Origin of the sequence: Nonomuraea sp. NPDC050663, assembly GCF_044456985.1 — a bacterium.
Taxonomy (GTDB): Bacteria; Actinomycetota; Actinomycetes; order Streptosporangiales; family Streptosporangiaceae; genus Nonomuraea.
Genome location: NZ_JBITGL010000013.1, coordinates 243,865 through 263,511 on the forward strand (window position 1 = coordinate 243,865; position 19,647 = coordinate 263,511).

The 19,647-nt window shown below is 70.7% G+C and carries 16 protein-coding genes; 3 read left to right on the forward strand and 13 right to left on the reverse strand.

The features are described 5' to 3' along the window. Positions 1–69 precede the first annotated feature (69 nt). Together ACIBH1_RS34150 and ACIBH1_RS34155 are read right to left on the reverse strand one after the other, a co-directional pair. The gene (locus ACIBH1_RS34150) at positions 70–3,291 is read right to left on the reverse strand and encodes an Rne/Rng family ribonuclease (protein ID WP_397318113.1); all 3,222 of its coding nucleotides are present in this window, start codon (positions 3,289–3,291) and stop codon (positions 70–72) included. 178 nt (positions 3,292–3,469) lie between these two features. After that, positions 3,470–4,261, reverse strand: a complete 792-nt coding sequence (locus tag ACIBH1_RS34155) for a TIGR03936 family radical SAM-associated protein (RefSeq protein ID WP_397318114.1) — start codon at positions 4,259–4,261, stop codon at positions 3,470–3,472. A 215-nt stretch (positions 4,262–4,476) separates the two neighbouring features. Here ACIBH1_RS34155 and ACIBH1_RS34160 point away from each other — a divergent pair, with 215 nt between their 5' ends. Both ACIBH1_RS34160 and ACIBH1_RS34165 read left to right on the forward strand, forming a co-directional pair. Next, a complete protein-coding gene (locus tag ACIBH1_RS34160; RefSeq protein ID WP_397318115.1) occupies positions 4,477–5,043 on the forward strand; it encodes a DUF6879 family protein in 567 nt (188 codons plus the stop codon). Positions 5,044–5,082: 39 nt separating this feature from the next. Then, positions 5,083–5,850, forward strand: a complete 768-nt coding sequence (locus ACIBH1_RS34165; RefSeq protein ID WP_397318116.1) for an SDR family oxidoreductase — start codon at positions 5,083–5,085, stop codon at positions 5,848–5,850. On the opposite strand, the gene ACIBH1_RS34170 is transcribed toward ACIBH1_RS34165, so the two are convergent. The 11 genes from ACIBH1_RS34170 to ACIBH1_RS34220 all read right to left on the reverse strand — a co-directional run bounded on the left by ACIBH1_RS34170 (position 5,837) and on the right by ACIBH1_RS34220 (position 18,112). After that, a complete protein-coding gene (locus ACIBH1_RS34170) occupies positions 5,837–7,747 on the reverse strand; it encodes a TIGR03960 family B12-binding radical SAM protein (protein ID WP_397318117.1) in 1,911 nt (636 codons plus the stop codon). The genes ACIBH1_RS34165 and ACIBH1_RS34170 overlap by 14 nt on opposite strands. Before the next feature lie 19 nt (positions 7,748–7,766). Continuing rightward, positions 7,767–8,930 (reverse strand): rod shape-determining protein RodA, encoded by a 1,164-nt coding sequence (gene rodA, locus ACIBH1_RS34175; RefSeq protein WP_397318118.1) that lies wholly within the window; start codon positions 8,928–8,930, stop codon positions 7,767–7,769. Beyond that, positions 8,927–10,939: a penicillin-binding protein 2 gene (gene mrdA / locus ACIBH1_RS34180; RefSeq protein WP_397318135.1), complete on the reverse strand. Its 2,013-nt coding sequence runs from the start codon at positions 10,937–10,939 to the stop codon at positions 8,927–8,929. Before mrdA ends, rodA begins: the two co-directional genes overlap by 4 nt. A 5-nt stretch (positions 10,940–10,944) precedes the next feature. Further along, entirely contained in the window at positions 10,945–11,403 is a 459-nt protein-coding gene (gene mreD / locus ACIBH1_RS34185; RefSeq protein WP_397318119.1) for a rod shape-determining protein MreD, read from the reverse strand. Next, the gene (gene mreC / locus ACIBH1_RS34190) at positions 11,400–12,278 is read right to left on the reverse strand and encodes a rod shape-determining protein MreC (protein WP_397318120.1); all 879 of its coding nucleotides are present in this window, start codon (positions 12,276–12,278) and stop codon (positions 11,400–11,402) included. Before mreC ends, mreD begins: the two co-directional genes overlap by 4 nt. Next, on the reverse strand, positions 12,275–13,309 hold the full coding sequence (locus ACIBH1_RS34195; protein WP_397318121.1) for a rod shape-determining protein: 1,035 nt from the start codon (positions 13,307–13,309) through the stop codon (positions 12,275–12,277). The genes mreC and ACIBH1_RS34195 overlap by 4 nt, the downstream gene beginning before the upstream one ends. A gap of 189 nt (positions 13,310–13,498) precedes the next feature. Continuing rightward, positions 13,499–13,909 carry a nucleoside-diphosphate kinase gene (gene ndk / locus ACIBH1_RS34200; RefSeq protein WP_397318122.1) on the reverse strand — a complete coding sequence of 137 codons (411 nt, stop codon included), beginning with the start codon at positions 13,907–13,909 and terminating at the stop codon, positions 13,499–13,501. An 82-nt stretch (positions 13,910–13,991) separates the two neighbouring features. Then, positions 13,992–16,031, reverse strand: a complete 2,040-nt coding sequence (locus ACIBH1_RS34205) for a hypothetical protein (RefSeq protein WP_397318123.1) — start codon at positions 16,029–16,031, stop codon at positions 13,992–13,994. Between the two features lie 92 nt (positions 16,032–16,123). Beyond that, on the reverse strand, positions 16,124–16,465 hold the full coding sequence (locus ACIBH1_RS34210) for a DUF4233 domain-containing protein (protein WP_397318124.1): 342 nt from the start codon (positions 16,463–16,465) through the stop codon (positions 16,124–16,126). Between the two features lie 16 nt (positions 16,466–16,481). Next, a complete protein-coding gene (locus ACIBH1_RS34215; protein WP_397318125.1) occupies positions 16,482–16,691 on the reverse strand; it encodes a hypothetical protein in 210 nt (69 codons plus the stop codon). 95 nt (positions 16,692–16,786) lie between these two features. Then, the gene (locus ACIBH1_RS34220) at positions 16,787–18,112 is read right to left on the reverse strand and encodes a bifunctional folylpolyglutamate synthase/dihydrofolate synthase (protein ID WP_397318126.1); all 1,326 of its coding nucleotides are present in this window, start codon (positions 18,110–18,112) and stop codon (positions 16,787–16,789) included. Between the two features lie 26 nt (positions 18,113–18,138). On the opposite strand from ACIBH1_RS34220, the gene ACIBH1_RS34225 reads away from it, so the two are divergent. After that, positions 18,139–19,524 (forward strand): hypothetical protein, encoded by a 1,386-nt coding sequence (locus ACIBH1_RS34225; protein WP_397318127.1) that lies wholly within the window; start codon positions 18,139–18,141, stop codon positions 19,522–19,524. Positions 19,525–19,647 lie beyond the last annotated feature (123 nt).

The following is a 19,647-nucleotide window of genomic DNA, read 5'->3' on the forward strand; positions in this document are numbered from 1 at the left end:
GATTGACCAGGGTACCGGATGAACGGCACCCTCGTCGAACCGGACGGATCGTCGGGCAGCCCGCCGAAGTCAGTCGGCGGACTTGGCACGGCGGGAGCGTCGCCGCCCCCTGCCGGAAGTCTGGTTCGCCGAGTCGTCCTCAGTCGGGACGTCCTCCAGCGCACCGGTCACAGTATCACGGTTCGGAGCGGCCGAAGCCGCGGACACCTTGTCCGAGACCGCCTTCTCCACCGCCATCTTGCCCTGCGTGCCACGCGACTCGGGCTTGGCCTCCACCGGCTCGGTGGAGACGATCAGCCCGCGCCCGTTGCAGCAGTCACACGGCGTCGAGAAGGCCTCCAGGAGGCCCTGTCCGACCCTCTTACGGGTCATCTGCACCAGACCCAGGGACGTGACCTCGGCGACCTGGTGCTTGGTCCTGTCGCGCGCCAGGCACTCCAGGAGCCTGCGCAGGACCAGGTCACGGTTGGACTCCAGCACCATGTCGATGAAGTCGATCACGATGATGCCGCCGATGTCACGCAGCCGCAGCTGGCGCACGATCTCCTCGGCCGCCTCCAGGTTGTTCCTGGTGACCGTCTCCTCCAGGTTGCCGCCCTGGCCGGTGAACTTGCCGGTGTTGACGTCGACCACGGTCATGGCCTCGGTCCTGTCGATCACCAGCGAGCCGCCGCTGGGCAGCCAGACCTTGCGGTCGAGCGCCTTGGCCAGCTGCTCGTCGACGCGGTAGTGCGCGAAGACGTCGCCCTCGGCCTCGTCCCACCTCGACAGGCGGTCCTCCAGGTGCGGCGCGACGTAGCGCACGTACTCCTCGACCGTCTCCCAGGCCTCCTCGTCCTGCACGACCAGCGAGGAGAAGTCCTCGTTGAACACGTCGCGCACGACCCGGATGGTCAGGTCGGGCTCGGCCGACAGCAGCTCGGGCGGCGAGGCCGACTTGGCCTTCTTCTGGATGTTCTCCCACTGCGCCGACAGCCTGGACACGTCGCGGCCGAGCTCCTCCTCTGAGGCGCCCTCCGCGGCCGTGCGGACGATCACACCGGCGTTCTCCGGCATGACCTTCTTCAGGATGCTCTTCAGGCGCGTGCGCTCCTTGTCGGGGAGCTTGCGGCTGATTCCGGTCATCGAGCCGTCGGGCACGTAGACCAGGTAGCGGCCGGGCAGCGAGATCTGGCTCGTGAGCCGGGCGCCCTTGTGACCGATCGGGTCCTTGGTGACCTGCACCAGCACCGACTGGCCGGACTTCAGCGCGGTCTCGATGCGCTTGGGCTGGCCCTCCAGGCCGGCGGTGTCGAAGTTGACCTCACCGGCGTACAGGACGGCGTTGCGGCCCTTGCCGATGTCGACGAAGGCCGCCTCCATCGAGGGCAGGACGTTCTGGACCTTGCCCAGGTAGACGTTGCCCACGTACGACTGGGAGGCCTCGCGGTTGACGTAGTGCTCGACCAGCACGCCGTCCTCGAGCACCGCGATCTGGGTGCGGTCGCCGATGCGGCGCACGACCATCATGCGGTCGACGGCCTCGCGCCGGGCCAGGAACTCCGACTCGGTGATGATCGGCGGACGGCGGCGGCCCAGCTCGCGACCCTCGCGGCGGCGCTGCTTCTTGGCCTCCAGGCGCGTGGAACCCCTGACGCTCTGCACGCCGTCGGCGGCCACGTCGAGCAGGGCGGCGGCCCGGCCGGTGCGCGGCGCGCGGATGCGCACGACCGTGTTCGGCGGGTCGTCGGCGGTCGTGACCTCGTCGGAGTCCTCGCCCCGGCGGCGACGGCGACGGCGGCGGCGCGAACCGACACCCGACTCCTCGTCGCTCTCGGCCTCGGCGCTCTCCTCCTCGGCGCCCTCGTCGCCGTCCTCGGAGTCGTCGGCGTCGTCGCGCTCGCGGGCCTTGCCACGGCCCCTGCCGCCACGGCGGCGGCGACGCCGGCGGCTGCCGGACTCCTCGCGATCGAGGTCGTCGCCCTCGTCACCCTCGTCGTCGCCCTCGTCGAGCTCCGCCTCGTCGGCCTCGGCGGGCGCCGGGACGGGAACGGGCACCGGGACGGGCACGACCGGCTCGACCCTGGCGGGGATCGCCTGGGTGGGGTCGGGCGCCTGGAACAGCGGGGTGAAGATCGCGGCGGGGCGCTGGAACGTCGCGCCGGGCTGCTCGGAGGTCCTGGCGGAGAAGCCGAACGGGTCGGAGAGCAGGCCGGGACGGTCGATCGGCTCCTCGTCGAGGTCCTCGCCCGCGGGCTCGTCGTCGAGCGGCTCGTCCTCGGGGAGCTCCTCGAGGATGTCGCCGGGCACGGGCTCACCGGCACGCCGCGCGCCGGGAGCACTCACACCCTCAGCGCCGTCGCCACCGGCCCCACGACCGCCACTCGCGGCCTCACGGCCCTCGCCCGTGGCCTCACGACCGCGGCCCGAGGCTCCGGCTCCGCGGCCCAGCTCGGTGTCGTCGGTCGCTTCCTCGCCGCCGTCGGCGCCGAGCGCGGCCTTGATGGCCCCGGCCTTCCCGCCTCGCGTGGCCCTGGTCGCCGCCGCCTTACGCGTGCGGCGCGTGGTGCCGGCCGGAACCTCGTCCTCGGCCGCCGCCACCGCCTCGATCGCCGACTCCAGCACCGACTCGGCGACGGACTCCGGCACGGCCTTCTTCCGCGAGCGGGTGCGCTTGACGGGCGCCTCCTCAGCGGCCTCCCCAGCCGAGGCAGAGCCCCCGGCCCCAGCACCGCCCGCCACGGGCCCGCTGGTCGCGGAGCCAGCCGCCACAGCGCCAGCCGCAGCACCGCTCGTCGCGGAGCCGGCCGCCGCGGAACCCGAGGCGGTGGAGAAGTCGTCCTCCACCGGAGCGGCCTTGGCCCGCCGAGCCCGGCCCTTGCTAGCCGAAACCGGAGCCCTCTCGGCCTCGACGACGGCGGCACTGCCCGCGGTCGTCGTCACCACCGGCGCGGCGGCCTCGTCAACCTCGGGAGGCGGCCCGGCGGCCCTGGTGGCCTTACGAACCGGCGCACCCGAAGCCGCGGGCTCCTCGACGAGCGAGGCACTCCCCACGGTCGTGGCGGCAGCCGCCTCGGAGACGTCGGCGGCCTCAGCAGTCTCGGCGGCCTTCTTGGTCGTACGGCGACGCGTCGTGGCGGCCTTCTTCGGCTTCGCCTCCTCGGCCCCTCCGCCGACGACGATCACACTCGGCGTGTCGTCAGGTGGAGCCCCGGCCGGCCTGCTGGCCGAGCGGCGCCGCGTCGCACTGGTTTCTTCACTTGTGTCCCCGTCGGTGCTTGCCGCACCGGCGTTGGGCTCGTTGTCGAGCATGCGGGCGTTCTCCCGTCAGCCCCCGGGCGCAGGGTCTGCGCCGCGCAGAGGCATTCGTGTTTCGTTGTCCGCCCGTGCCCCCCGTGAGGGAGGCGCGGGCGCCAAGTTCTGTCAGCCGGCCGCACCCGGGGGCGCGACCTGGCGGGCACCGGCATCCGACGAATCGGACGAGGCCCGCCTAACCGCCGACGTGCTCGTCCGCCGGTCCCGCGTCGCCGCCGCGCGTGATGTCGCGGTCAAGGTCGAACGGGTCGGCAGGCTCACCGGTCGCATCGAGCGGCCCCTGCGCCAGCCTGGTTACCTCGGGGGGAACCGGCGGCGCGAAGTCGGCCACATGACGCAAACCTGCGAGCACGTCGTCGGGTCGAACGGCAGGAGTCATGTGCCGTACAACCATGCGCAGTATGACACACGACTGCCCGGGCACCTGAGCTGCGGTTCTCCGTGTTTCCCCTGCAGTTGCCGTTTCTTCTGCAGTTGCCTCGATAGTTCCCGAAACCACCTCGAGCGCCAGCACCGCCTCGCGCGCGTCGAATCGACGCATGCCCTTCTTGGTCAGGCGCTCTACCTCGACGGCCTCCGCCGCGAGGAACTTCTCCACCGCGACCAGTGCCGACCCCGCGTCGGCTCCGGGCAGGCGGAGCTCCCACACCGATGCCTCCAGCCGCTCGGCGAAGCCCGGCGAGCGCGCCACGACGACGTCGAGCACGTCGATGCCGGGCGGCAGGGACGCGTCGAGGTCAGCGCGCAGCCGACCAGGGTCGCACGGCTCGGTGACGCCGATCTCGAGATACTCGGCCTCGCTGGCGACGCCGGTCGGCGCCGCACCCGCGTAGGAGATCTTGGGGTGGGGTGAGAAGCCCGCGCTGAAGGCCACCGGAATACCGGCACGGCGGACCGCCCGCTCCACAGCCCGCGAGATGTCGCGGTGGCTGCTGAAACGCAGGCGGCCGCGCTTGGCGTAGCGCACACGCAGGCGCTGCGCCGTCGGCGCGGGGGCGGGCCCTTCGGGAACAGCTTTCAGAGCGATGTCTTCCTTCCAGAGTCAGAGTTACTTCCTTTCAGGATAAGGCCGCGACCGAGCCGCGAACCCCGCCCTGACCTCCAAGATCTTGTCCAGCCTCGGACGATTCTCACATATTGGTCAAGTACCCCTACCCCTACCGATCGAAGAAGGGACGTCCCATGCTGGACCGGATCCGCCAGGCTCCCGGCGAGGCCATGAACGCCGCCGACTACGGCGCCGACTTCGACAGGGAGTTCGCCGCCCACCGCGGCATCGTCTGGAAACTGGAACGCCTCCAGCACTTCGACGAGGGCGACTTCCCCAGCTTCACCGCCGCCATGGCGGGTGACTGGGACCGGGCGTGGGAGCTCATGGAGGAGTACCGCCCCCACTTCGCCGCCAGCTTCCCCGAGGGCATCGACTTCCGCAGGGTCAGGGTGGTCGAGGAGCCGTGGACGCCGTACATGCGCTGGGAGCTGCCCTGGCTGGTCGCCAGAGGAGAAGCGGGCGAGACGTGCCGTGTCGTCCCCACGGGCCTGGTGGCCGCGTACGAGCACGAGCAGCCCGTCCCCGAGCTCGTCCTGATCCATTCCGGCCTGCTCTACCAGGTGCTCTACGACGAGGGCGCCCTGCACACGGGCTGCCGCCGCATCACCGACCCCTCGGTCGTCGAGCCCACCCGCGACGTCCTGGCCGCACTGTTCGAGCAGGGCGAGGACCTGCGCTCCTACGTCGAGCGCGCATGAGCCCCCGGCGCCTCCCGAGGTGCGTGACATCATCGTGCGGTGACGAGAATCCTGATCACCGGGGCCAGCGGCCACCTGGGCAGCGTCGTGGCCAGGCACGCGAGCGCGGCGGGCCACGACGTGCACGGCACGCAGGGCTCGCCGGGCGGCGCCTGGCACCAGCTCGACGTGTCGCGGCGCCAGGCGGTGCTCGACCTCTTCGCCGCGGTCGGCCCGGACGTCGTCATCCACACCGCCGCAGGACGCCGCATGGACGACGTCGCCGTCATCGCCCACGGCACCGGCCACGTCGCGGAAGCGGCACGCAAGAACGGCGCCCGCCTCGTCCACGTCTCGACCGACGCGGTGTTCGCGGGAAACAGGGGCCCCTATGACGAGAGCGCCGCCCCCTGCCCGGTCAACGCCTACGGCAGGGCCAAGGCGCTCGCCGAGGAACACCTCTCCCCCGACGACCTCCTGGTGCGCATCTCGCTGGTGCTCGGCGGCGGCAGCAAGCACGAACGGCTGGTCCACGATCCTGCCGCCGTCCACTACACCGACGCCCTGCGCAGCCCGGCCCACGTCGAGGATCTCGCCGAGGCGCTGGTCGCCCTCGCGGGAACCGGCCTGTCGGGGGTCGTCCACCTGGCGGGAGCCGACGACCTCAGCCGCTACGAGGTGGCCAGGCTGATCGCCGAACGCGACGGCCTGGACCCCGACGCCGTCAAGGGTGAGGTCGCCGCCCAGCCGTACCCCACCGACACCCGGCTGCGCAGCACCCGATGGCCGGTGCTGCGCGGGGCGCGGGAGTTTCTCAGACGACCGTGAGCGGCAGCAGCTTCTTGCCGGTCGGCCCGATCTGGATCTCGGTGCCCATGGCCGGGCAGACACCGCAGTCGTAGCACGGAGTCCACCGGCAGTCTTCGACCTCGGCCTCGTTGACGGCGTCCTGCCAGTCGTGCCACAACCACGACCGGTCGAGCCCGGCGTCGAGGTGGTCCCACGGGAGCACCTCGTTCTCCTCGCGCTCGCGCGTGGTGTACCAGTCGACGTCGATGCCCGCCTGCTCGGCGCAGTCGAGCCAGCGCCGGTAGGAGAAGTGCTCGCTCCAGCCGTCGAAGCGCCCGCCGTCCTCCCAGACGGCGCGGATCACGGCGCCCACCCGGCGGTCGCCGCGCGAGAGCAGCCCCTCGACGATCGAGGGCTTGCCGTCGTGGTAGCGGTAGCCGATCGCCCTGCCGTACTGCTTGTCGTTGCGCAGGGAGTCTTTCAGCGCCATGAGGCGGCGGTCGACGGTCGCGGCGTCGGTCTGGCCGGCCCACTGGAACGGCGTGTGCGGCTTGGGCACGAACCCGCCGATGGAGACGGTGCAGCGGATGTCGCGCGAGCCGGTGGCCTCGCGGCCCGCCTGGATGACCTTCTTGGCCAGGTCGGCGATGCAGAGCACGTCCTCGTCGGTCTCGGTGGGCAGCCCGCACATGAAGTACAGCTTCACCTGGCGCCAGCCCTGGGAGTAGGCGGCGGTGACGGTGCGGATCAGGTCTTCCTCGGTGACCATCTTGTTGATCACCTTGCGCATGCGCTCGGAGCCGCCCTCGGGGGCGAAGGTCAGGCCGGAGCGGCGGCCGTTGCGCGAGAACTCGTTCGCGAGGTCGATGTTGAAGGCGTCGACCCGGGTCGAGGGCAGCGACAGCGAGGTGTTGGTGCCCTCGTAGCGGTCGGCCAGGCCCTTGGCGACCTCGCCGATCTCGGAGTGGTCGGCGCTCGACAACGACAGCAGGCCGACCTCGTTGAAGCCCGACTCCTTGATGCCGTTCTCGACCATCGCGCCGATCGTCGTGATGGAGCGCTCGCGCACCGGACGGGTGATCATGCCCGCCTGGCAGAAGCGGCAGCCGCGCGTGCAGCCGCGGAAGATCTCGACGCTGAACCGCTCGTGGACCGTCTCGGCCAGCGGCACCAGCGGCTTCTTCGGGTAGGGCCACTCGTCGAGGTCCATGACGGTGTGCTTGTGGACGCGCCACGGCACGCCGGAACGGTTGGGCGCCACCCGGGCGATGCGCCCGTCGGGGTGGTAGGTCACGTCGTAGAACTTCGGCACGTAGACGCCGCCCGACTCGGCCAGGCGCATCAGCAGTTCGTCGCGCCCGCCGGGCCGGCCCTCCGCCTTCCACTCGCGGATGACTTCGGAGATGGCGATGGAGATCTGCTCGCCGTCGCCCAGCACGGCCGCGTCGATGAAGTCGGCGATCGGCTCGGGGTTGAACGCCGCGTGCCCTCCGGCGATGACGATCGGGTCGTCGTCGCCCCGCTCGGCCGCCACGAGCGGGATGCCCGCCAGGTCGAGCGCGGTCAGCATGTTGGTGTAGCCGAGCTCGGTCGAGAACGAGACGCCCAGCACGTCGAAGGCGCGCACGGGACGGTGACCGTCGACCGTGAACTGCGGCACGTCGTGCTCGCGCATGAGCTTCTCGAGGTCGGGCCAGACGGAGTAGGTGCGCTCGGCCAGGGTGCGCGGCAGCTCGTTGAGGATCTCGTAGAGGATCGCGACGCCCTGGTTGGGCAGGCCGACCTCGTAGGCGTCGGGGTACATGAGCGCCCAGCGCACGTCGGCGTCGTCCCAGTCCTTGACGGTCGAGTTCAGCTCACCCCCGACGTACTGGATCGGCTTCTGCACCTTCGGCAGGAGCGCTTCCAGGCGGGGGAACACAGACTCGACAGACATACGTCCAGACTATCGGCACTCAGTGAAAGCTCTGCTCGCGAATGCGGATGGCCTGCAACAGTCCGATGGCGATGAGATTCGCGAACGTGGACGTACCGCCATAAGACACGAACGGCAGCGGCAAGCCGGTGATCGGCATGATCCCGACCGTCATCCCGATGTTCTCGAACGTCTGGAAGGCCAGCCAGCACACGATCGACCCCGCCACCAGCGTGCCGAACCTGTCCTCGCACTGCCGGGCGATCTGCAGCCCCCGCACCAGCACCACGGCCAGCAAGGCCACCACGGTCACCGAGCCGAGGAAGCCGAACTCCTCGCCCGCCACGGTGAAGATGAAGTCGGTGTGCTGCTCAGGCACGAACCGCCCGGTCGTCTGCCCGCCGTCGAACAGGCCCTTGCCGAACAGCCCGCCCGAGCCGATGGCGATCATCGACTGGGTGCTGTTGTACCCGACCCCCCGGGGGTCGTGCGTGGGGTCGAGGAAGGCGGTCAGGCGCGCGATCTGGTACGGCTCCAGCAGCTCGAAGTACCACACGGCCACCGCCCCCGCCACGGCGATGAGCCCGAGCAGCAGCAGGTACCTGCGGCGGATCCCGGCGATCGTCAGCGCGCCCACGGTGATCACACCCATGACCAGCGTGGTGCCGAGGTCGGGCTGGAGCATCACCAGCCCCATCGCCAGCCCCGAGGCCATCAGCGCGAACAGCACGTCGAGCATGCGTGGACGGTCGGTGCCCTCGGCGGGCTGCGCCAGCAGCATCGCCAGCATCAGCACCAGGCCGAGCTTGGCGAACTCCGACGGCTGGAAGGCGAAGCCGCCGCCGAGCGTGATCCAGGAGTGCGAGCCGTTGATCGTGGAGCCCAGCGGCGTCAGCACGACCACCAGGCCCAGCAGCGACAGCACGTAGACGAGCGGCGCGTAGGCGCGCATGAGCCGGTGGTCGACCATCGCGACCGCGCTGCACAGCGCCGCCCCGATGGCCAGGTTGAGCATGTGCTTCTTGACCAGGCCCGTGGAGCCGGGCGCCCAGGTGCGGGTCGACGACCACACCAGCAGCGTGCCGATCACGCACAACGAGGCCACCGCGACGAGCAGCACGGCGTCCAGGCGCCAGACCGCCGACTGGGCGCCGAGCTTGGTGAAGGCCCGGCGGCGGGCCAGGAGCGTGCGATCGACCATCATCGGCGCACCGTCCCGTCCCTGGCGATCTGCGGCAGTCTGGTCACCGGCTTGATGGGCTCCTCGTCCTTGAGGCCGTAGATGCCCTCGTAGATCTCGCGTACGGCGGGAGCGGCGCTCTGGCCGCCCATGCCGCCCTGGGAGACCATGACGACCACCACGTACTTCGGCTTCGAGGTCGGGGCGAAGGAGGCGAACCAGGAGGTGTCCTCCTTGCCGTACACCTCGGCCGTGCCGGTCTTGCCGCCGATCTTCACCAGGTCCATCGGGAAGCCGCTGAACGCCCCGGCCGCGGTGCCGTCGGAGGCCACCTGGCTGAGCGCGTTCTTGATATAGGCCCGCTCCTTGGAGTTGAGCGGCAGCTTGCCCACGACCGGGACGTCGATCTTCTTGACCTGCGTGCCGTCCGGCCGTACCAGCGCCCAGCCCACCCGCGGGCTGCGCAGCTTGCCGTCGCCCACCAGCGCCACGTAGGCCCTGGCGAGCTGGAGCGGCGTGACCAGCACGTCACCCTGGCCGATCGAGAAGTTGGCCGCGTCACCCGGCCGCAGCAGGTAGCCCTCGAGGCAGTTCTCGTAGGCCAGCCGCTTCAGGAAGGCGGCCTTGGTCCTGTTCTTGACGTCGGGGTAGCCGGTGCGCGAGCGCTTGCAGTTGTCGCCGCTGGTCTGCGCCCACAGCTCCTTCTTCCAGTCGCGGTCAGGGATGCGCCCCGACGACTCGCCCGGCACGTCGACGCCGGTCGGGCCGCCGAATCCGAAGGCCCGCGCGGTGTTGGCGAACTGCTCCTTCGGCGTCTTCTTCGGGTGCAGCCCGCCGTCCTTGAGCCACTGCTCGTAGGAGGCCTTGTAGAAGATCGTGTCGCACGACTTCACCAGCGCCGTGTGCATCGTCAGGGTGCCCAGCGGGATGCCGCGGAAGTTGTGGAAGGGCCGGTCGCCCACCATGAACGCGCCGGGGCAGCCGTAGCGCCCGTTGATCGGGTAGCCCGAGCGCAGCATCGCGGCGACCGAGGAGACCTTGAAGGTCGAGCCCGGCGCGAACTGCCCCTTGATCGCGCGCGACACCAGCGGCTTGCCCGCCCTGTCGGACAGCAGCTGCTGGTACTCCCGCTCCGAGATGCCGCCGGTCCACACCGCGGGGTCGTAGCCGGGCGCGCTGGCCATCGCCACGACGCGGCCGGTCCGCGCGTCGAGCACCACGCCCGCCGCGCCGTCGGCCCGCCGGGCCCGCTTCATCGCCCCGTGGACCGCCCGCTCGGTGAACGCCTGGATACGCGCGTCGATGCTGGTGATCAGGGTGTCGCCGGTGGTCGGCGCGACCTGCTGCTCGATCCCGATGACCTTGCCGAGCCTGTCGACCTGGATCTTGCGCAGCCCCGGTTCGCCGCGCAGCGCCTCGTCGTAGGTGGCCTCCAGGCCGTCGCGGCCGACCAGGTCCACGCCGGAGAAGCCGGACTTCAGGCCCTCCCGCCGGTCGAGCTCCTCCTGCGTCACCGGCTGCAGGTAGCCCAGCAACTGCGCCGCCGCCCTGCCGCCCGGGTACTGGCGGACCGCCTGCACCTCGGCGGTCACGCCGGGGAACTCCTCCTGGCGCTCCAGGATGGTCAGCGCCTCGCGCGTGGTCACCTTCTCGTCGATGGGAATCGGCTGGTACGGCGAGCCGGGCCAGCACGGCCTGGTCACCCCGGGACCGCACGACCTGATGCGCTTCTCCAGCGTCTTGACCGGCCGCCCCAGGACCGCCGCCAGGCGCGTGAGCACGCTCCTGTCCTTGGCGATCTCGTTGCGGTCGACCGAGACGACCAGCGCGGTGCGGTTGCGCACCAGAGGACGTCCCGCCGCGTCGAGGATCTGCCCTCGCACGGCCGGCACTACCACGTCCCTCGTCCTCGTCTCGGCGGCCGCCGACACGAACTCCTGGCCGCGCATGACCTGCACCTGCCACAGCCGTACGGCGAGCGCGGCCAGCAACGTCAGCACCATGACGTGCAGCACCACCAGGCGGGTCCGCATGCGGTTCACGACGCGTACCTCCGGTTCCCGCGGGTGGTCAGCCACACGACCACCGGAGCCAGCAGCAGCGTGTAGACCGCGGTGACGGGCATGACCTCGGCCATGGCCTCCAGCGTCACCCGCGAGTCGCCGATCAGGCCGCCGACCGCGGCCGCCAGCGGCGGGGCGGCCAGCACGCAGACGATGACCGTGGGAACCATGCCGCCGATCCCCCGCCCGGCCAGGAAGCCGATCAGCGCGTACACGAACGCGTACTGCCCCACCACGTGCGCGGTCGGCGGGATCACGTCGGCCGCCAGCCCGCCGCAGAAGCCCAGCACCGCTCCGGCCACCGGGCCGCGGGTCAGCGCCAGCCCGATCACCGTCAGCAGCACCACGTCGGGCGCCCCCATCGGCAGCGGCAGCCGGTTGACCAGCATCACCTGGACCAGGACCGCCGCCACCAGCGCCAGCGCCGCGATCACCGCTCCCCCTGAAGGACCGGCAGCACGGCGTCCCGCGGATCCCGCTTCGGCGCCTTCACCACCACGCCCACCACGTCCAGCGCGGTCAGGTCCACGAACGGCCGCGCGTAGGCGATGCGCGTCAGCTCGCCCGGCGTCGCTTCCACCCGCTCGATCACCCCGATCGGCACGCCCGACACGTACGGCGCGGCCTTCTGCGAGCCGAAGCTCACCAGCCGCAGCCCCGGCGCCAGCGGAGCGGTGGAGTCGAGCAGCCTGAACCGCACCAGCTGACCCCCGTATCCCACACCGCTGACGACGCCGATCTCGTTGCCGCCCTCCAGGCGCGCACCGGCCGACGACGCGGGATCGCTCAGCAGCACCACCGTCGAGGTCGTCGGCCCGGCCTGCACCACCCGCCCGATCAGGCCGGCGCCGTTCAGCACGGTCATGTCCGGCCGTACGCCGTCGTCGGTGCCCGCGTCGATCTCGACGGCGTCCTCGAAGCCCGGGTGGCCGCGCCTGGCCACGACGTTCGCCGACACCACCGTGTAGCCGCCCAGCCCCGACAGGCCCAGCATGCTCTTGAGCTCCTGCGAACGTTTGCGGTCCAGCAGCGAGGCGGACAGGCCGGCCTTCAGCCTGGCGTTCTCCTCCTCCAGCCGCTTGATGCGGTCCTGCGCCTCCGGCGCGCCCGCCATGGCGGTGAAGAACGACGTCACCGGGCGGGCGACCGATGCGCCGAGCTGCTCCGCCGTGCCGAACACCGCCGCCCCCATGCCGCGCACCGGCCCCAGCGGGGAATCCTCCCCCGTGCGATGGTCGATGGTCAGGAGCACGAGCGCCGCGGTCAGCAGCAGTCCCAGGATCAGCCTGGCGCGGCGCGTGTCCCTCATGAGTGACGCGCCTCCGGAACCAGGACCTGCTGCAGGTCGTCGAACTCCTCCACGCAGCGGCCCGAGCCCAGAGCCACCGAGTCGAGCGCGTTGTCGACCAGGTGCACCGGCATGCCCGTCTCGTTCTTCAGCCGCTCCTCCATGCCCTTGAGGAGCGCTCCGCCACCGGTGAGGGCGATGCCGCGGTCCATGATGTCGCCCGACAGCTCGGGCGGGCACTTGTCGAGCGTGGTGCGCACGGCGTCGACGATGGCGTTGATCTGCTCCTCCGTGGCCTTGCGGATCTCCTCCGCACTCACCACGATCGTCTTGGGCAGCCCGCTCACCAGGTCACGGCCACGAATCTCGGCATGGCAGTCTTCGCCCGTGTCGCACGCCGAGCCGATCGCCATCTTGATCTCCTCGGCGGTGCGCTCGCCGAGCATCAGGGAGAACTCCTTCTTGGCGAAGCTGATCACCGCCTGGTCCAGCTCGTCGCCGCCGACGCGGATCGACTGGCTGGTCACCACGCCGCCCATCGAGATGATCGCCACCTCGGTCGTGCCGCCGCCGATGTCGACCACCATGTTGCCGGTCGGCTCGTGCACCGGCAGCCCGGCGCCCAGCGCCGCCGCCATCGGCTCCTCGATGATGTAGACCTTGCGCGCGCCCGCCTGGTAGCCGGCCTCCTTGACCGCCCGCTGCTCCACGCCGGTGATGCCACTCGGCACGGCGATGATGATGCGCGGCTTGGCGAAATGGCGGCGCTTGTGCACGCGCTGGATGAAATAGCGCAGCATGCGCTCGGTGACGTCGAAGTCGGCGATGACGCCGTCCTTCAGCGGACGCACCGCCACGATGTTGCCGGGCGTGCGCCCGATCATGCGCTTGGCCTCGATGCCCACCGCGACGATCTTGCCGGTGGCGGTGTTGATGGCGACGACCGACGGTTCGTTCAGAACGATGCCGCGGCCACGCACGTAGACCAACGTGTTGGCCGTGCCGAGATCGACCGCCATGTCGCGGCCGAGAAAGGCGAGCTTGCTGCCCATGGGGAAAGAAGCCTTCCGTCACGTCGTACGCGGATGACTGCGGATCGCATCCGAATCGTAACGTGACGTACCCATCACTGAGCGCGATGAGAGCGCCTACACCAGAAAAATCTTGTCTCGCTTCTTTAACATGCAAAAAGCCTGCCGTCCCCCAGGGTCATGAGGTACGGCAGGCTCGGTGCCCGGCGCTTAGAAGCGGTCGGGGAAGAAGATCTTGATCTCGCGGGCGGCGGAGTCGGGCGAGTCGGAGCCGTGGACGACGTTCTCGCCGATCTCCAGGGCGTGGTCGCCGCGGATCGTGCCCGTGTTGGCCTTCACCGGGTCGGTGGCGCCGGCCAGCTGGCGGAACGCCTCGATCGCGCGCGGGCCCTCGACCACCAGCGCCACCAGCGGGGCGGAGGTGATGAACTCGACCAGCTCGCCGAAGAACGGCCGCTCGGTGTGCTCGGCGTAGTGCGCCTTCGCGGTCTCGGCGTCGAGGGTGCGCAGGTCCATGGCGACGACCTTGAGGCCCTTGCGCTCAATGCGGGCGATCACGTCACCGATGAGGCCACGCTTCACCCCGTCGGGCTTGATCAGGACAAGAGTGCGCTCGGACACTGGAGGTTCTCCTTTGAACAGGTCATGGTCATGAGTCGCGACGAAGGCGCGTGACGACGCTCAGCTTACCGTCAAGCGGCGGTCAGACGGTGTCCTCCGGCGACTGGGCCGGGGGCGGGACCACGGGGAGCTTGACGGCGTCGGCGGGGATGCGGGGGACCTCCCCGGTGGGGGCGTCATCCCGCTCGTCATCGTCGGGGGTGGGTGGGGCGGTTTCTTCGCGCGGGGGCGCTTGCCCGGCCGCCTGGCCGGCCCCCTTGTCAGCTGGGTGCTCGGCTACGCGCTCGGCCGAGTGCTCGGCTGCGTGGTCGGCTGTTTGGTCGGCCACCCCGTCGACCGCCCCTTCTCGCGCCTCACCGGCACGCTCGGCCGCTGCAGCGCCGCCCCCGTGCTCTGCGCGGGCCGACTCCTGCGACGCCGCCTGGGCCGCCTCTCGCGACCCTAGGGGTGACCCCGCCTCCTTGCCCGCATCCTCGGCCTCGCGCCCGTCACCGGAGCGCCCCTTGCCCGCGGCCCTGCCGTTGCCCGCGCTCCGTCCCCCACCGGCACCCCGCGACTCGTCGGCCAGCGCCTTGACCTCTCTCGGCCGCGCCGAGCCCGCGTCGCCACCCTCCTGCCGAGCCACCACCACGGAAGCCAGCACGGGCGCCTCCGCCTCCCCCGAGGCCCTGCCAGAAGACGAGTCCTCCGGAAGGTCGGCAGGAGCCGGAGCGGGAACCACGGGCACCACCGGCGTCTCCTCGACACCCGCCTCCCGCGCCCCCTTCCCCCCGCCGGACCCCGGCACGACCTCCGGAGCGCCACCACCCGTCACCGGCTCCCTGCGCGCACGCAACGACGCCAGCACGATGATCGCCACCACCAGGAACCCGCCCACGAGCGCCCACAGATGCAGCGCCCCCACGAAGTTGTCGACCAGCTGCTGCTGACTGCGCGCCTCCCGCAACAACGTCACCTGCACGCCGGTGCCCAGCAGGTAGCCCGCCAGCACTCCGGGGAAGCACAACGTGAGCGCGAAGAGCGCCCCGCCGATGGCCGCCTGCCGTACAGCGGCCGTCAAGGCCACCGCGGCGCCCGCCGCCAGGAACGTGAAGGGCACCACCAGCCACGTCCCGGCCGAGGTCGGCACCATCGCCCGCACGCAGCACAGGCCCATGACGATCGCGAGCAGCCCGGCGGGCACCATCCACCGCTGCGAGTCGCGCCCCCACCGCACGACCGCCACGGCGGCGGCCACGGCCAGGACGGCGGCGATCGCGAACGGCTTCCACAACCCGCTCAACCCGGGCCCGCCCAGCCCGCCCATCTCGACGTAGGTGGTCTGCGCGGCGCTGGGCAGCAGCACCACGCCCACCGCCACGGTGGAGTACGCCAGCGTGCGCCCGCCGGAGGCGCCGATCGAGGCCAGCGCGAGCAGCGCGCCCACGGACAGCGCCGCCGCCACGAGCACCAGCCCCGCGCCCCAGCTGCTGTACGTGGTGCCGACGGCCAGCGCGGCGATGCCCGCCGCGGGGGCCGCCGACATCGTCAGGCGGCTGCGCTCGACACCTTGCGGCCGGGGCGCGGCGTTCTGGCCGCTCAGCACCCACAACACGAAGTAGATCGCCGCCAGGCCCAGCGCGATGCCGGTCACCATCGGGTACGGCTGGAGCGTGATCTGCCAGCTGGTGGCCCCATCGAGTGGCCACAAGGCCAGCGCCTGGGCGGTCAGCAGGCCGGCCGAGAGCGACCCGGCCCAGATCGCCCGCATCACCATGCCCCGGTCCCACACGGCGACGAGCGTGGCGGGCAGCAGAAGCCCGGCGCCGACGCCGTGGGCCACGCGCAGCACTCCGACCATCCAGGTCGAGCCGGCGAACCCGCCCAGCGCGTCGGCCAGGGCCAGCAGCGCCAGCCCGCTCACCAGGACGTGCGCCACCTTCCACCGGCTCAGCATGATCGCCGCGAGCGGGACGGTGAGCATCGTCGCCGGCACCGACAGACCGTGGGCCCGCATGAGCCCGACGCGGTCCATGTCCGGCGGCAGCAGATGCGCCACGACCGAGACGGTGTTGGGAATGGCGAGGATCGCGAGCGGAAGCACGACCACGACGAGCAACCCGAGCACGACGTCGAAGAGCACGGGCTTGGAATGCCAGGCTGCACTGGTTTCGAGTCCCGCGGCAGCCGCCTGCTGGGACCGCTGAATGGGGGGGACGGCCATGTAGGCCGACTTTAGCGGGAAGTCACGCCCTCGACACGGCGAGCGACGATAATCGCGGTGATCCAGAGCGCCGCGAAGATCACTCCGAGGAAGAACATGGCGGGGACGAGGAAGCCCGTGGCGATCGCCAGGACCTGCAGGACAGAGCCCGCAACGTAGGCCCACGGCCGCTTCAGCAGACCGGTCACGACGACGCACAGCACCGCCAGCCCGACGCCCGCCGTCACCGCGACGGCCGGTTCGACCTTGTTCACCATGATCGCCACCGGCGTCACGAGGCCGACGACGATCGCCTCCATGCCGAGCACCGTGGCGCACAACCGCCGCAGCCCCGGCGTGACCTCGAACTTCACGACCCGCCTCCGTCCTTCACGCCTGCCATCCTCCCCCACGGGCACGCCGGTCCCCAACGCACCCCTCCTCCAGCGCCGGGCCTGACACCGACACCGACACCGACACCGTCGCCGACACCGTCGCCGACACCGACACCGTCGCCGACACCGTCGCCGTCGCCGACACCGTCGCCGACACCGTCGCCGACACCGACACCGTCGCCGACACCGTCGCCGTCGCCGTCACCGTCGCTGGAGCGCCTTACGCCGCGGCGCAGCCGCACGCGGAACCCCGGGCGAACTCCTCGTCCACCGTCGCCCGCGTCCTGCGGATGCCGCGCGTCAGTCCTCGTCGCCGGCCTTCAGCAGGTGCCGCGCGTCCCCCGCCGTGATCACCGATCCCGTGATGAGCACCCCCGTGCCGCTGAACTCCCCAGCAGCGTCGGCGATCCCGATCCCCCGGTCGATGGCGTCGTCGATCCGCTCCACCACATGCACCCGGTCCGGCCCGAAGTACTCCGCCGCCAGCTCCCCCAGCTCCTCGGCCGGCATCGCGCGCGGCGACGAGTTCGTCGTCACCACGATCTCCTCGAACACCGGCTCCAGCAGCTCCAGGATCCCGGACACGTCCTTGTCGCGCATGACCGCCACGACCCCGATGACCTTCGCGAAGTCGAACGCCTCGTCCACCGCCTCGATGGTCGCCTTGACCCCGCCGGTGTTGTGCGCAGCGTCGACCACCACGGTCGGCCCCCGGCGCACCACCTCCAGCCGTCCGGGCGACGTCACCTGCGCGAACGCCTGCCGTACCAGCTCCACGTCGAGCGGATCGTCACCGCCGGTCAGCGCCTCCGCCGCCGCCAGCGCGCACACGGCGTTGCTCGCCTGGTGAGCGCCGTACAGCGGCAGGTACACCTCGTCGTAGACGCCCTTGAGCCCGCGGAGCGTCAGCAGCTGCCCGCCCATCGCGACCTCCCGCGCGAGCACCCCGAACTCGAGCCCCTCGCGGGCCACGACGACACCCGTCTCGGCGGCCTTGACCATGAGCACCTCGGCCGCTTCCAGCTCCTGCTGCGCCATCACCACGGTCTGGCCGGGCTTGATGATCCCCGCCTTCTCCCCGGCGATGCTCGGGATGTCGGGCCCCAGCCGGTCCATGTGGTCGAGCGAAATCGGCGTGATCACTGCGACGGCCCCGTCCGCGACGTTCGTCGCGTCCCAGGTGCCGCCCATCCCGGTCTCGATGACCGCCACGTCGACGGGCGCGTCGGCGAACACCGAGAACGCCATCGCCGTCAGGAACTCGAAGAACTGGATCCGCCGCCCGCCGTCCTTCTCGATCAACTCCACGTACGGCAGCAGCTCTTCGTACGCCTCGGTGAACCGCTCCTCGCTGAGCGGCTTGCCGTCGACGACGATGCGCTCGCGCATGGAGACCAGATGCGGGCTGGTGAACCGTCCCACGCGCAGATTGCGCTCCCGCAGCAGCGTCTCCGCCATGCGTGCCGTACTCGTCTTGCCGTTGGTGCCCGCGATGTGCACGATCGGATAGGCCCTCTGCGGCTCGCCGAGCAACTCCAGGAGGCTCTTGACCCTCTCACGCGTCGGGTCGAACTCCCACTCGACGCCCCGGGTGATGATGGCTTGCTCAACCGCTCGATAGTCCACCCTCCAACCCTACTGAGGGCACTGCCATGATCTGGCCTGTGTACTTCATCAACCGGGACTGGACCGCCGGCCCGCTCGGCAAGACGGTCAGGCACTTCCCCGGGGTGTCGATGCTGGAGTGGTTCCAGGCGTTATGGCAGCCGGGCGGCCTGGAGGCGGCGCAGCAGGCACTCGGGTGTCGCGAACGGAGACTCGAGAGCCTCTGCACCAGCGGCCACCCACCACCTCGGACCCTGGCGGACGTGCGCAACCTCATCCGCCTCTGCTGGTGGGCCGATCACACCTTCCTGATGGACGAGCGGAGCATCCGCATCTTCGTCAACGACCTGTGGTACGAGACCGCCTACTACTTCGTCGAGGACGCCGCGGTCGCCGAGAGCCCTGAGCGATGGTCCTCCATCGTCCACGAGGGCTGGCGCCTTCCCGACGCGGACGACCGCATCGACGACGTGCCCCCGTTCGTCTCCCCCGTCCCCGTCCGCTCGCCGCGCTCTCCGATGACATCCGGCCCAGGGGCGACGTACCTCCTGGTGACACACCTATCGGCCAAACACGAGGGCCTCGCGTGGGACAGCCCGGACCGAATTCCGGGCGTACGGCTACCGCAGCTGGTCGACGCCTTACCCGCCATCGACACCGACGAGCTCAGCCGCGACCTCGTCAGTTTGCAGGGCCTCATCGAGCCTGGCGACGCCGGCCTGGCGCCCGCCCTGGATCGTCGCAGCAGGCTGCCCAACGAGCAGGAGAACGACAGGACGCTCATTAACGTGGGACGGCACATGGCCCAGATGTGCCTCCACTCCGACGAGTCCACCGGGTACCGCCAGTGGTTCGCCTTCGACGACATCTGGGCGGCGGCCCACCCCGATCTGGCCGCCTCGCTGGTGCATTACGCCTATCACTGGGATCCGCTGTGCAGCAGACGGCATGACGAGTATCAACCTTGCCTTCAAGAAGGCGCGATCGAGCTCGATCTCCGCTGGACCGACTCGGTACGCGACCGCGAATCCTACGACGATGCCGCGATCCTGGAGCTGGCCAAGCACTCCGTCCCCACGGTAGATGCGCTGCTGCCAGACGGCGAGGGCGACAAGCGCTTCCTGGTCATCGTCGCTCCCGGCACGGACAGGACGCCATCGGTCGTCGGCGTCATCGGCCTGCTGCTGAACGCCCCCAGCCCCGCGACGATCGACATCCGCTTCCTCCACACCGTTTCCGATCGACCAGATACTCCGTCCCGTGCGTTCAAGGCGATTTGCTGGGCGCTGCGGTTGGAAGGCTTCGAACGCGCGACGCTGCTGACGAGGATTCTGGAGCCCAGGCAACTCGCGAAAATGCTGCGCCACCAGGTCATCGAGCGCAACGGGCGGATCGACGTCCACCTGTCGGAGATCTCCCAGCCCTTCCTATAACGCAGAAAGGCCCACCCGGAAACCGGGTGGGCCTTTCTGATCAATATTTGTGCGGCGGCGACCTACTCTCCCACACCCTGGCGAGTGCAGTACCATCGGCGCAGAGAAGCTTAACTTCCGGGT

Bases quoted from the DNA above. Each gene is read 5' to 3' on its own strand.
- ACIBH1_RS34170 (WP_397318117.1), bottom strand. From the start codon at position 7,747: ATGTCTGTCGAGTCTGTGTTCCCCCGCCTGGAAGCGCTCCTGCCGAAG.
- ACIBH1_RS34150 (WP_397318113.1), bottom strand. From the start codon at position 3,291: ATGCTCGACAACGAGCCCAACGCCGGTGCGGCAAGCACCGACGGGGAC.
- ACIBH1_RS34195 (WP_397318121.1), bottom strand. From the start codon at position 13,309: ATGGGCAGCAAGCTCGCCTTTCTCGGCCGCGACATGGCGGTCGATCTC.
- ACIBH1_RS34160 (WP_397318115.1), top strand. From the start codon at position 4,477: ATGCTGGACCGGATCCGCCAGGCTCCCGGCGAGGCCATGAACGCCGCC.
- mreC (WP_397318120.1), bottom strand. From the start codon at position 12,278: ATGAGGGACACGCGCCGCGCCAGGCTGATCCTGGGACTGCTGCTGACC.
- mrdA (WP_397318135.1), bottom strand. From the start codon at position 10,939: ATGCGGACCCGCCTGGTGGTGCTGCACGTCATGGTGCTGACGTTGCTG.
- rodA (WP_397318118.1), bottom strand. From the start codon at position 8,930: ATGATGGTCGATCGCACGCTCCTGGCCCGCCGCCGGGCCTTCACCAAG.
- ACIBH1_RS34225 (WP_397318127.1), top strand. From the start codon at position 18,139: ATGATCTGGCCTGTGTACTTCATCAACCGGGACTGGACCGCCGGCCCG.